Origin of the sequence: Geopseudomonas aromaticivorans (assembly GCF_019097855.1) — a bacterium.
Taxonomy (GTDB): domain Bacteria; phylum Pseudomonadota; class Gammaproteobacteria; order Pseudomonadales; family Pseudomonadaceae; genus Geopseudomonas; species Geopseudomonas aromaticivorans.
In genome coordinates, this window is the sequence record NZ_JAHRGL010000040.1 from 61,937 (window position 1) to 73,748 (window position 11,812).

Sequence of the window (11,812 nt, forward strand, 5' to 3'; positions counted from 1 at the left end):
GCTTGATATCAAGAATATTTCTCGTTTAGAGTGCGCCACACAACAGAACCAACCGACCTTCTGTAGGGGGAAGTGATGACGCGTACCATCGAACGGCCGGCCTCTGCGCCGCGTGTACTGGCTTCGGCAATCGGCGCCGTGACGGCGTTTTCCGCAGTGAACTGGGCGCATGCCGAGGATGGCGAGGCGCTGAAGCTCGACGCGGTCAGCGTGGTCGACGCGCAGGAGGAGGAGAGCTACAAGGCCGAGTCCGCGTCGCAGAAGTACACCGCGCCGCTGCGCGAGACCCCCAAGTCGGTGACCGTTATCCCGCAGCAGGTGATCAAGGACACCGGCGCGCTGACCCTCACCGATGCCCTGCGCACCACCTCGGGCATCACCTTCGGGGCCGGCGAGGGTGGCAACCCGGCCGGCGACCGGCCGATCATCCGCGGCTTCAACGCCGAGAGCGACACCTTCATCGACGGCCTGCGCGACGTCGCCTCGCAGACCCGCGAGATGTTCAACATCGAGCAGGTGGAAGTGAGCAAGGGCCCGGGCTCGGCCTACACCGGCGCCGGCTCCACCGGCGGCAGCCTCAACCTGATCAGCAAGACCGCCAAGCGCGACGACTTCCTCGACATCAGCCAGACCTTCGGCAGCGACCAGACCAAGCGCACCACCCTGGACGGCAACTACGTGTTTAGCGACAACGTCGCCGGCCGCCTGAACCTGATGAAGCACGACGCCAACGTCGCCGGCCGCGACGGCGTCGATGTCAGCCGCTGGGGCGTGGCGCCGAGCATCACCTTCGGCTTCGACACGCCGACCCGCGCCACGTTGTCCTACTACCACCTGGAAACCGACGACACGCCGGACTACGGCCTGCCGCTGACCGACGCCACTTCGGCCAACTCGGTGCGCAAGCCGGTGAGCGTCGACCGCGACAACTTCTACGGCCTGACCGGCCGCGACTACCGCGAGAGCACCACCGACGCCGGCACCTTCAGGCTCGAGCACGACCTCAACGACAGCCTGACCCTGTCCAACACCACCCGCGTGGTGCGCACCACCCTCGACTACATCGTCACCACGCCGAACGACTCGCGCACCGGCAACCTGTCGCAGGGGCTGGTGTCCCGTTCGCCGAAGAGCCGCAACTCCACCTCCGAAGGCTGGGTCAACCAGACCGACCTGAAGGCGCTGTTCAACACAGGCAGCATCGAGCACAGCCTGGTCACCGGCGTGGAGATCAGCCGCGAAGGGGTGCACAACCGCAACTACTTCATCACTCCGGGTACCAAGGGCAATACCTGCACCCCGGCGCATGTGGCCTCGGGCGATTGCACCAGCCTGAGCAGCCCGAGCTACAAGGACGGCTGGACCGGCACGGTTGCCGACAGCAACGCCTTCACCGATACCGATACCGACACCCTGGCTGCCTACGTCTTCGACACCCTCAAGTTCAACGAGCAGTGGTCGCTGAACATGGGGCTGCGCTACGACGACTTCGAAACCGCGGCCAGCGGGCAGACCGTCGCCAGCGGCACCAACAACGTCAACGGCGTGACCGATCTGGAGAGCAAGAGCCACTTCTGGAACTACCAGCTGGGCCTGGTGTTCAACCCGTTGCCCAACGGCAGCATCTATGCGGCCTGGTCGACCTCGAGCAACCCGGTCGGCGAAACCGCCGGCGAAGGCGCCAGCAACGTGGCCGTGGCCACCGCGGACCTGGAGCCGGAGCGCAACCGCAACTACGAGATCGGCACCAAGTGGGACTTCTTCGACGCGCGCCTGGGGCTGAACGCCGCCATCTTCCGTACCGAGAAGAGCAACGCGCGGGTGCTCGAGGCTGACGGCACCACCAGCAACGTCGGCGAAACCCGCGTCGACGGCTTCGAGCTGGGCGTCAGCGGCCAGATCACGCCGAAGTGGAACGCCTTCGCCAGCTATACCTACCTCGACGGCGAGCTGGTCGAAAGCGGTCGGGTGGATGTCGATGCGCGCCCGGGCACCGGCAACGTCAACAACGTCGTCGGCGGCGCCGACGGCAACGACATCCCCAGCACCCCGCAGAACAGCTTCAGCCTGTGGACCACCTACGACGTGACCCAGAACCTGACCATCGGCGGCGGCGCCAACTATGTCGATTCGCGCTTCGGCGATGTCACCAACAGCATCGAGGTGCCGTCCTACTGGCGCTACGACGCGATGGCCAACTACAAGGTCAGCAAGAACCTCGACCTGCAGCTCAACGTGCAGAACCTGACCGACGAGCGCTACTTCGATCAGGTCTACTCCAACCACATGGCCCATGTGGCACCGGGGCGCACCGCGCTGCTCAGCACCAACTTCCACTTCTGAGCGAAGTGAAGCCGACAAGGGCCGCCTGCGGGCGGCCTTTGTCTGTCTGCGCCCGGCCCGCGGCAGGCGCGGGTAAAGGTTGGGTAAAGCCAATTTGTTGCAACTAATTCTCGAATAGAATCGTTTCGCACCGATGCGATTGGCGGTGCTGTGCGGCCCTTCGCCGTGTCCGATTCCAACCTCGCCGCAGCCGCGGCCTAGCGATCAGGTGATCCCCGGTGGTCAAGAAAATCCTCTTCCAGCTGCACTGGCTGCTGGGCATCAGCGCCGGCCTGGTGCTGGCGCTGATGGGTGTGACCGGCGCCAGCATGTCCTACCAGGACGAATTGCTGCGCCTGCTCAATCCCGACGTGATGAACGTCGAGCCGGCGGTCGGCGCGCGGCCGCTGAGCCCGGACGAGCTGCTCGGCCGCCTCGGCGAGCAGTTGCCGCAGCGTGCGGTGCTCGGCCTGACCTTCTCCGCCGATGCGCTGGCGGCGGTCAAGGTCAACGTCAGCGGCGGCGGTCCGCGCGGCGAGACGCTGTACGTCGACCCCTACCGTGGTGACGTGCTCGGCGCGGCGCGCGGCGCCGGCTTCTTCCAGTTCATGATGCAGCTGCACCGCTGGCTGGCTATCGGCGACGCCGGCAAGCCGATCACCGGCGCGGCGACCCTGGCGCTGGTGTTCCTCTGCCTGTCCGGGCTGTACCTGCGCTGGCCGCGCCAGGCCGGCAACTGGCGCGCCTGGCTGACCCTCGACTGGCGGCGCAGCGGCCGCGGCTTCCTCTGGGATCTGCACGCGGTGGCCGGCACCTGGGTGCTGCTGGCCTACCTGCTGGCGTCGCTGACCGGGCTGTACTGGTCCTACGAGTGGTACCGCAACGGCGTGCATGCGCTGGCCGGCGAGCCGGCGGCGCAGCACGGCGGACCGGGTGGAAGGCGTGGTCCGCCGCCGCAGGGCCAGGCCCAAGCCCAGGCGGCGCCGCGTCCGGCGCTCAGTCTCGATCCGCTGTGGCAGAGCTTCCGCCGCGAGGTGCGGGACGACTACCAGCTGGCCAACCTGCGCCTGCCCGAGCGCGCCGGCCAGCCGCTGCAGGTGATGTACCTGCCGGAGGCGGCCGCGCACGGTCGCGCCTTCAACCGCCTGAGTCTGGACGCCAGCGGCAAGTTGCTGCAGCACCAGCGCTACAGCGACAAGAGCGACGCGCAGCAGCTGCTGGCCAGCGTCTACCCGCTGCACACCGGCGACTACTTCGGCCAACCCGGGCGCATCCTCATGCTGCTGGCCAGCCTGGCCATGCCGCTGTTCTTCGTCACCGGCTGGCAGCTCTACCTCGGCCGTCGTCGCCAGCGCCGCGCCGCCCGCGTCGGGCGCCAGGCCGTGGGCGGGGCGAGCGGCAACGGCCAGCCGTGGCTGATCGGCTTCGCCAGCCAGAACGGTTTCGCCGAACAGCTGGCCTGGCAGACCGCCGGCCAGCTGCAGGCGGCCGGCGCCACCGTGCAGGTGCGCTCGCTGGCCCAGCTCGACGAACAGGCGCTGCGCGGGGCCGAGCGCGCGCTGTTCGTGGTCAGCACCTTCGGCGACGGCGAAGCGCCGGACAGCGCGCGCGGCTTCGTGCGCCGGGTGCTCGGCGGCGAGTTCGACCTCGGCCATCTCGAATACGCCCTGCTCGGTCTCGGCGATCGCCAGTACCAGCGTTTCTGCGGCTTCGCCCGCCAGCTGCACGGCTGGCTGCAGGGACAGGGCGCGCGCACGCTGTTCGCCCCGGTGGAGGTGGACGGTGGCGACCACTCGGCGCTGCAGCACTGGCGCGCGCAGCTCGGCGAGCTGACTGGCAGCACGCCGCCAGAGGCCCCGGCCGAGCCCGGCTTCGCCGCATGGACGCTGCGCGAGCGCCAGCGGCTCAACCCCGGCAGCGCCGCCGCGCCGGTCTGGCGGCTGGTGTTCCAGGTGCCGGCCGGGCAGCGCTGGCAGGCCGGCGATCTGGTCGAGATCCTGCCGCCGCAGGCCGCTGCCCGGCCGCGCAGCTACTCGATCGCCTCGCTGGCCGAGGATGGCGGGCTGGAGCTGCTGGTACGCCTGCACATTGCTGCCGATGGCTCGCCGGGACTGTGTTCCGGCTGGCTGTGCGGGCAACTAGCCGAGGGCGCTACGGCGCCGCTGCGCCTGCGCCGCAACAGCGGCTTCCAGCTGGCGAAGGACGACCGGCCGCTGCTGCTGATCGGCAACGGCACCGGCCTGGCCGGCCTGCGCAGCCTGCTGCGCGAACGCGCCAGGCGCGGCCAGGCGCGCAACTGGCTGATCTTCGGCGAGCGCACGGCGGAGCACGACTTCCTCTGCCGCGACGAGCTGCTGGCCTGGCAGGCCGGCGGTCACCTGGCGCGTCTCGATCTGGCGTTCTCCCGCGATCAGGCGGAGAAGGTCTATGTGCAGGACCGCCTGGGCGCGGCGGCGGACGAGCTGCGCGCCTGGCTGGCGGACGGCGCGGCCATCTACCTGTGCGGCAGCCGGCAGGGCATGGGCGAGGGCGTCGATGCCGTGCTGCGCGAGCTGCTTGGTGCGGCGGCGCTGGCCGAGTTGCAGGACAGCGGCCGCTACCGGCGCGACCTCTACTGACCGCTGCGCAGGCACAAAAAAGGCGAAGCTCGGAGGCTTCGCCTTTTACTTGCTGCGCTAGGCCTGCGCGGCTCAGTGCTTGCGCGGCACCGGCTTGAGCAGCTCGTCCGGCGGCATCTCGCACTGGATCTTGCGGCCGATCAGCGTCTCGATGGCCGGCAGGGCGTAGGCATCGTCCTCGCCGGCGAAGCTGATCGAGGTGCCGCTGGCGCCGGCGCGGCCGGTGCGGCCGATACGGTGCACGTAGTCGTCCGGATCTTCCGGCAGGGTGAAGTTGATCACGTGGCTGATGGCGTCGACGTGGATGCCGCGGCCGGCCACGTCGGTGGCGACCAGCACGCGGATCTTGCCCTCGCGGAAGCCTTCCAGCACCTTGATGCGCTTGACCTGCGGCACGTCGCCGGACATCTGCGCGGCGCTGATGCCGTCGCGGGTCAGGCGTTCCTCGATGCGTCGCACCTCGTCCTTGCGGTTGGCGAACACCATCACGCGGATCCAGTCGTTCTGCGCGATCAGGTTGTACAGCAGCTTGTACTTGTCGCTGCCGGCCACGGCGTAGACGTGCTGTTCGACGGTGTCGCTGGCGACGTGCTCCGGCTCGATCTCGACGATGGCCGGCTCGGTGGTCCACTGCTTGGCCAGGTTCATCACGTCTTCGGTGAAGGTGGCGGAGAACAGCAGGGTCTGGCGTTCGCTCTTCGGCGGGGTCTGGCGGATGATCTGCCGTACCTGCGGGATGAAGCCCATGTCGAGCATGCGGTCGGCCTCGTCCAGCACCATCACCTCGACCATGTCCAGGTGCACCTCGCCGCGCTGGTTGAAGTCCAGCAGGCGGCCGGGGGTGGCGACCAGGATGTCGCAGTAGCGCGCTTCCAGCTGCTTGAGCTGCTTGTCGAACTCCATGCCGCCGACGAAGCTCATCACGTTGAGGCCGGTGTACTTGGTCAGCTCGAGGGCGTCGTTGGCGATCTGCACCACCAGTTCGCGGGTCGGCGCGATGATCAGCGCGCGCGGCTCGCCCATGTAGCGCTCTTTCGGCGGCGGGGTCTGCAGCAGCTGGGTGATGGTGGAGATCAGGAACGCGGCGGTCTTGCCGGTGCCGGTCTGCGCGCGGCCGATGGCATCGCGGCCCTTGAGGGTGTAGCCGAGCACCTGCGCCTGGATCGGCGTGCAGTAGGGGAAGCCGAGGTCGTGGATGGCGTGCATCAGCGAGGGCGCGAGCTTGAAGTCGTGGAAGCGGGTCTTGCCTTCGGCCGGCTCGACCACGAAGTCCTCCAGCTTCCAGGTGTCCACCACCGGCTTGCGCGGCGCGCGCTCGCGGCGCGGCTTGGCGGCTTTCGGCTGCTCGGCGGGAGCCTGCACGCTGGCGGCCGGCTCGTTATTGTCGCTGGGCTCGTTGCGCGGTTTGCCTTCGGCGCTCTTCTCGCCGCGCGGCTTGTTGTTGCGCGGCTTGCGCGGGCGCTCGCTGTGACTGCGTTCGCTGCCGGGGTTGTCGCTGACCGGCGCCGCGGCGGCGGCGGTCGGGGCGCTGCGCTGCGCCTCGTTGTCGGCCTGGGGGGCCGGCGGGGTGACGGGCTGCGCCAAAGTGGCGGCCGGGTCCTTGCTGAAGATTTTCTTGAGTGCCTTGAGCACGGTCATCTCGATCTGGTTTGAAGATACAGGTTGCAGTGTAAAGCAAGATGGGAGTATGGCGAAGCCGCAGCAGGGGTTCTGCAGCCTCGCCGGCAGTTGGCCGGAAATTTCGCCGTTTCAGCCCGCCAGCCGCTCGGCCAGCCACCGGGCGATGTCGCGGATCTCCTCGTTGACCACCTCGTGGCCCATCGGGTAACTGCGCCAGGTCACCGCGACGCCGCGCGCGGCCAGCCAGTCGTGGGCGCGGCGGCCGAGCGCGCTCGGTACCACCTCGTCGTGCGCGCCATGCAGGCACAGCACCGGATGGCGCTGCTGGATGGCGCCGAGCTGGCGGGTCTCATCGAAGGTCGGGGCGTAGGTGGACAGCGCCAGCACCCCGCCCAGCTCGCCGGCCCAGCGGCGGAAGGCGGCGTGCAGGACCACCGCGCCGCCCTGGGAGAAGCCGGCGAGGAAGATGCGCTCGGCGGCGATGCTGCTGGCGCGCTGGTTCTCGATCAGCGCCAGCACGCTGCCGGCGGACTCCTCCAACTGGTCCAGGTCGAGGGCGCGCTCGGGCTGGATGGCGAGGATGTCGTACCACGACGGCATGCTCCAGCCACCGTTGAGGGTGACCGGGCGGGTCGGTGCCTGCGGCAGGACGAAGCGCACGCCGGGCAGCACGCCCTGCAGCGCCTCGGCCACCGGCTGGAAGTCGAAGCGGTCGGCGCCGAGGCCGTGCAGCCAGATCACGCAGGCGCTGGCCGGCTGCGCAGGTTCGAGGATCAGGGTTTCTTGCATGGGAATTCCGTCGAAAGGATGGGGGCGGCGCTCAGCGCGCCTCGAAGCGCCCGGCGGCGCGATTCTTCTGCACCTGGCCGGCCGCGAACAGCTGGCCGCTCATGGCGATGTACACGCCGTCCGCCAGGCACTGCAGGGCACCGACTGCCACGCCGAGGTTGAACGGCGCATCGCTGGCGCGCATTCGCGCCGGCTGCATGGCGCCGGTGAGCACCACCACCTTGCCGGCGATGTCCTGCAGCACTTCGGCGGTGCGGGTCATGGTGTCGGTGCCGTGGGTGATCAGGATGTGGCGGTGCGGACAGGCCAGCACCCGGGCGCGGATCAGCGCACGGTCCTCGTCGCTCAGCTCCAGGCTGTCCTTCTTCAGCAGGCTTTCCACGCTGAACTCGAAGGTCACCCCCGCCTCGCGGAGGATCTCCGGGGCCATCGGCTCGCCGATCCTGAACTCGGAGAGGGCGTCGAAGTAGAACTTGTCGAAGGTGCCGCCGGTGGTGAAGAGCTGGATGTGCATGATCGACCGTCCGCTGAGGGCTGCTGCGAGAGTGGGGCGATTATCGCCGCTTGCCGTGCTCGGCAAAAGGCGGGCGCGCTGCCCTCTATAATGCCGTCCCTTTCCTGTCGGAGTGGCGCTATGCCGGTCGCCGCCAAGCCCTGGTTCGTCTATCTGGTGCGTGCCGAGAACGGTGCGCTGTACTGCGGCGTCAGCGACGACCCGCAGCGGCGCTTTGCCGTGCACCAGAACGGCAAGGGCGCGCGTTTCTTCCATACCAGCCCGGCGCAGGCGCTGGTGTATGTCGAGGCCTGCGCCGACAAGGGCGCGGCGCTGTCGCGCGAGCGGGCGGTCAAGCGCCTGGGCAAGCCGGCCAAGGAGCGCCTGGTGGCGGAGTGGTCGGAAGGCCAGGGCTGCGGCGGATGATGGTGCGCACGGCGCACCCTACCCGCGGTCGGCACAACGTAGGGGGCATCGCGCGCACCTTGGGAGGACTCAGGCCCGCTCCAGTTCCGCTAGGCTGAACGGCAGCGGCGGGCTCGGCCAGTGCTGGTCGAGACGTTCGAACTCGCGGGCCAGCAGGCTGGCCAGCAGCAGGTCGCGCAGCCACTTGTGGTTGGCCGGGATCAGCTGCCAGGGCGCCTGCGGGCGCTGGCTGGCCGCGAGGATGCCGGCCCAGTGCGCCTCGCGGGCCTGGAACTGGCGGTGGGCGTCGAGGTCGGCGGCGCACAGTTTCCAGTGCTTGCGCGGGTCGAGCAGGCGCTTGCGCAGGCGCGCCTTCTGTTCCGTGCGGGAAATCTGCAGGTAGACCTTGAGCAGGCGGATGCCGCGCCCGGCCAGTTCGTCCTCGAAGGCGGCCAGTTGCGCCAGGCGCGCGGGGATCTCGGCGACCGCGCAGAAGCCGTCGAACAGGTCGCAGGCCGCGCCCTCGTAGGGCGTGCGGTTGAACAGGGCGATCTCGCCCGGCGCCGGCAGGCAGCGCCGGTAGCGCTCGAGAAAGCCCTCGGCGCGCTCCGCGACGCTCGGCTGGCGGAAGTTGTGCACGCTCAGACCGATGGGGCTGAGGCCGCTGAACACCTGGCGGATGGCGCCGTCCTTGCCGGCGCAGTCCGGCCCCTGCAGCCAGATCAGCAGGGCTTCCTGTTTGCGCGCCCAGAGCAGGTGCTGCTGCTCGAGCAGCCACGGCTTGAGCGCCGCCAGCTGGGTGCGGGCACCGTCGTGGTCGAGGCCGCACAGTCGCTCGGCATCGGCGCAGAGCGACGTGCGCGGATCGCCCAGGCAGGCGGCGAGCAGGGTGTCGGACAGGCGGGGCATGGCGGTGTCTCCGGACAGGTGGTCCTGCGTAGGAGGGAAACTCGCGCAGCGAATTCCCGCGGGGCGGCCATCCGCCCGCAACGGTGGACAAGGCTGCGCCGTTGTCCGCCCTGCGCCTCTGTCGACGATAGCCGCGGATCAGTCCTTGCGCCGCTTGAGCTGGTCCTTCAGCTGGGTCGGCAGCTGGCGGATGATCAGGGTGTCGTGCTCCTCGTCGTACTCGATCTTCGAGCCGAGCAGATGCGATTCGAAGCTAATCGACAGGCCCTCGGCGCGGCCGGTGAAGCGGCGGAACTGGTTGAGGGTGCGCTTGTCCGCCGGGATCTCCGGGGCCAGGCCGTAGTCCTGGTTGCGGATGTGTTCGAAGAAGGCGCGCGGGTGCTCCTCGTCCATCAGCTCGGACAGCTCCGCGAGGGCCATCGGCTCGCCGCGGCGGGCCTGGCTGCTGGCGTAGTCGACCAGCACCTCGGTCTTTTCGCGTGCCTGTTCCTCGGCCAGGTCCTCGCTCTCGACGAAGTCGCTGAACGCCTTGAGCAGGGTGCGCGTCTCGCTCGGCGCATCGACGCCCTCCTGGCAGCCGAGGAAGTCGCGGAAGTACTCGGAAACCTTCTTGCCGCCCTTGCCCTTGATCAGCGAGATGTACTGCCTGGAGGTCTGGTTGTTGCGCCATTCGGAAAGGTTGATGCGCGCCGCCAGGTGCAGCTGGCCGAGGTCGAGGTGCTTGGCCGGCGCGACGTCGAGGCTGTCGGTGACCGTCACGCCTTCGCTGTGGTGCAGCAGGGCGATGGCCAGGTAGTCGGTCATGCCCTGCTGGTAGTGGGCGATCAGCACGTGGCCGCCGGTGGACAGGTTGGACTCCTCCATCAGCTTCTGCAGGTGCTCCACCGCCTGGCGGCTGAAGGCAACGAAGCCCAGGCCGCCGTCGAGGTATTGGCCCAGCCAGCCGCTGAACGGGTGGGCGCCGGACTCGGGGTGGAAGAAGCCCCAGACCTTGTTCGGCTTGGCGTTGTAGCTGTCGTTGAGGTCGGCCAGCAGGTTGTCGATGGCCTGCGACTCGGCCAGCTCGCTGTCGCGGGCGTGCAGCACGGCGGGGCTGCCGTCGGGCTTCTTGTCGATCAGGTGGACGATGGCATGGCGGATCGGCATGGCGGTCTCGTGGCGGAATACGGGGATATGCCAGTGTAACCGATGGTCGGCAGGGCGATCGCGCGATGTCTTGGCGGGCAGCGGATCGCGCGCTCGCCCATGCATGGGCGAGAGCGGCAGACGGTCCGCAACGGCATATCCGAGTGATATCCTCGCCTTTTGCCCGATGGAGACCGTCATGACCTCGCTTTGGCGCCACTGCGGCTGGATGCTGCTGGGCAGCTCGCTGATCCTCGCCGTCTCGCTGGGCGTGCGCCATGCCTTCGGCCTGTTCCTGCCACCGATGAGCGCCGAGTTCGGCTGGGGCCGCGAGGTGTTCGCCTTCGCCATCGCCCTGCAGAACCTGGTCTGGGGGCTGATCCAGCCGTTCACCGGGGCCTTCGCCGACCGCTTCGGGGTCAAGCGCACGGTGCTGATCGGCGGCGTGCTGTACGTCGCCGGTCTGGCGCTGATGGCCTACAGCGACTCGCCCGCCTCGCTGGCGCTGAGCGCCGGGGTGCTGATCGGCCTCGGCCTGTCCGGCACCTCGTTCTCCGTGCTGCTGGGCGCGGTGGGCCAGGCGGCGCCGGCGGAAAAGCGCAGCATGGCGATGGGCGTCGCCGCGGCGGCCGGCTCGTTCGGCCAGTTCGTCATGCTGCCCGGCAGCCTGGCGCTGATCGCCGGACTCGGCTGGTCGGCAGCGCTGCTGGCGCTGGCCGTGCTGATCGCCCTGATCCTGCCGCTGGCGGCTATGCTGCGCAGCCCGGCACAGGCGCAGCACGCGGCGGGCCACCAGCAGACCCTTGGCGAGGCGCTGCGCGAGGCGGCCGGGCATTCCGGTTTCTGGCTGCTGGCGCTGGGCTTCTTCGTCTGCGGCTTCCAGGTGGTGTTCATCGGCGTGCACCTGCCGGCCTATCTGGTTGACCAGCACCTGCCGGCCCAGGTCGGTACCACGGTGCTGGCGCTGGTCGGCCTGTTCAACGTGTTCGGCACCTACACCGCCGGCTGGCTGGGCAGCTGCTACTCGAAGCCCAAGCTGCTGACCGCGCTGTACCTGATCCGCGGCGTGGTGATCGCGCTGTTCTTCTTCGCGCCGCTCAGCGAGTGGAGCGCCTACGCCTTCGGCATGGCCATGGGCTTCCTCTGGCTGTCCACCGTGCCGCTGACCAACGGCACGGTGGCGACCCTGTTCGGCGTGCGCAACCTGTCGATGCTCGGCGGCATCGTCTTCCTGTTGCACCAGCTCGGCTCGTTCCTCGGCGGCTGGCTGGGCGGCTGGCTGTACGACCGCACCGGCAGCTATGACCTGGTCTGGCAGATCTGCATCGGTCTCAGCGTGATGGCGGCGCTGCTCAACTGGCCGGTGCGCGAGCAGCCGGTGGCGCGCCTGCAGGCGGAGACGGCCTGATGCGCCGCGCGCTGGCCTGGCTGGGCGGCGCGCTGCTGCTTGGCGCACTGCTGGCGCTGGCCTGGTGGGGCTGGCAGCGCGGCGGGCTGGCGCTGCTGATGCAGGGCATGGGCGTGTGCTGAG

General features: G+C 69.2%; 10 protein-coding genes. 5 read left to right on the forward strand and 5 right to left on the reverse strand.

Annotated elements, in window-relative coordinates; all coding sequences use genetic code 11:
* The first annotated feature begins 75 nt into the window (after positions 1–75).
* Entirely contained in the window at positions 76–2,343 is a 2,268-nt protein-coding gene (locus KRX52_RS13575) for a TonB-dependent receptor (protein ID WP_217682253.1), read from the forward strand.
* 218 nt (positions 2,344–2,561) lie between these two features.
* Complete coding sequence (locus KRX52_RS13580) at positions 2,562–4,940, forward strand: PepSY domain-containing protein (protein ID WP_217682254.1); 2,379 nt, start codon at positions 2,562–2,564, stop codon at positions 4,938–4,940.
* A gap of 72 nt (positions 4,941–5,012) precedes the next feature.
* Here the strand turns inward: KRX52_RS13580 and rhlB are convergent, their stop codons facing one another.
* The 3 genes from rhlB to KRX52_RS13595 all read right to left on the reverse strand — a co-directional run bounded on the left by rhlB (position 5,013) and on the right by KRX52_RS13595 (position 7,863).
* Positions 5,013–6,572, reverse strand: a complete 1,560-nt coding sequence (gene rhlB / locus KRX52_RS13585) for an ATP-dependent RNA helicase RhlB (protein ID WP_367890550.1) — start codon at positions 6,570–6,572, stop codon at positions 5,013–5,015.
* 117 nt (positions 6,573–6,689) lie between these two features.
* The gene (locus KRX52_RS13590) at positions 6,690–7,349 is read right to left on the reverse strand and encodes an alpha/beta hydrolase (RefSeq protein ID WP_217682255.1); all 660 of its coding nucleotides are present in this window, start codon (positions 7,347–7,349) and stop codon (positions 6,690–6,692) included.
* Between the two features lie 31 nt (positions 7,350–7,380).
* Entirely contained in the window at positions 7,381–7,863 is a 483-nt protein-coding gene (locus KRX52_RS13595; RefSeq protein WP_217682256.1) for an asparaginase domain-containing protein, read from the reverse strand.
* Positions 7,864–7,983: 120 nt separating this feature from the next.
* On the opposite strand from KRX52_RS13595, the gene KRX52_RS13600 reads away from it, so the two are divergent.
* Entirely contained in the window at positions 7,984–8,268 is a 285-nt protein-coding gene (locus KRX52_RS13600; protein WP_217682257.1) for a GIY-YIG nuclease family protein, read from the forward strand.
* Positions 8,269–8,337: 69 nt separating this feature from the next.
* Here the strand turns inward: KRX52_RS13600 and KRX52_RS13605 are convergent, their stop codons facing one another.
* Together KRX52_RS13605 and yejK are read right to left on the reverse strand one after the other, a co-directional pair.
* Positions 8,338–9,156: a polyphosphate kinase 2 family protein gene (locus KRX52_RS13605; protein ID WP_217682258.1), complete on the reverse strand. Its 819-nt coding sequence runs from the start codon at positions 9,154–9,156 to the stop codon at positions 8,338–8,340.
* A 138-nt stretch (positions 9,157–9,294) separates the two neighbouring features.
* Positions 9,295–10,302: a nucleoid-associated protein YejK gene (yejK, locus tag KRX52_RS13610; protein WP_217682259.1), complete on the reverse strand. Its 1,008-nt coding sequence runs from the start codon at positions 10,300–10,302 to the stop codon at positions 9,295–9,297.
* Between the two features lie 178 nt (positions 10,303–10,480).
* Between yejK and KRX52_RS13615 the strand changes: the two genes are divergently transcribed.
* Positions 10,481–11,689, forward strand: coding sequence for an MFS transporter (locus KRX52_RS13615; protein ID WP_217682260.1), 1,209 nt, complete (start codon positions 10,481–10,483; stop codon positions 11,687–11,689).
* On the forward strand, positions 11,689–11,811 hold the full coding sequence (locus KRX52_RS21005; RefSeq protein WP_302850382.1) for a hypothetical protein: 123 nt from the start codon (positions 11,689–11,691) through the stop codon (positions 11,809–11,811). Before KRX52_RS13615 ends, KRX52_RS21005 begins: the two co-directional genes overlap by 1 nt.
* The last annotated feature ends 1 nt before the right edge of the window (position 11,812 follow it).

Bases quoted from the DNA above. Each gene is read 5' to 3' on its own strand.
- KRX52_RS13575 (WP_217682253.1), top strand. From the start codon at position 76: ATGACGCGTACCATCGAACGGCCGGCCTCTGCGCCGCGTGTACTGGCT.
- KRX52_RS13590 (WP_217682255.1), bottom strand. From the start codon at position 7,349: ATGCAAGAAACCCTGATCCTCGAACCTGCGCAGCCGGCCAGCGCCTGC.
- KRX52_RS13595 (WP_217682256.1), bottom strand. From the start codon at position 7,863: ATGCACATCCAGCTCTTCACCACCGGCGGCACCTTCGACAAGTTCTAC.
- KRX52_RS13600 (WP_217682257.1), top strand. From the start codon at position 7,984: ATGCCGGTCGCCGCCAAGCCCTGGTTCGTCTATCTGGTGCGTGCCGAG.
- KRX52_RS13605 (WP_217682258.1), bottom strand. From the start codon at position 9,156: ATGCCCCGCCTGTCCGACACCCTGCTCGCCGCCTGCCTGGGCGATCCG.
- yejK (WP_217682259.1), bottom strand. From the start codon at position 10,302: ATGCCGATCCGCCATGCCATCGTCCACCTGATCGACAAGAAGCCCGAC.
- KRX52_RS13615 (WP_217682260.1), top strand. From the start codon at position 10,481: ATGACCTCGCTTTGGCGCCACTGCGGCTGGATGCTGCTGGGCAGCTCG.
- KRX52_RS21005 (WP_302850382.1), top strand. From the start codon at position 11,689: ATGCGCCGCGCGCTGGCCTGGCTGGGCGGCGCGCTGCTGCTTGGCGCA.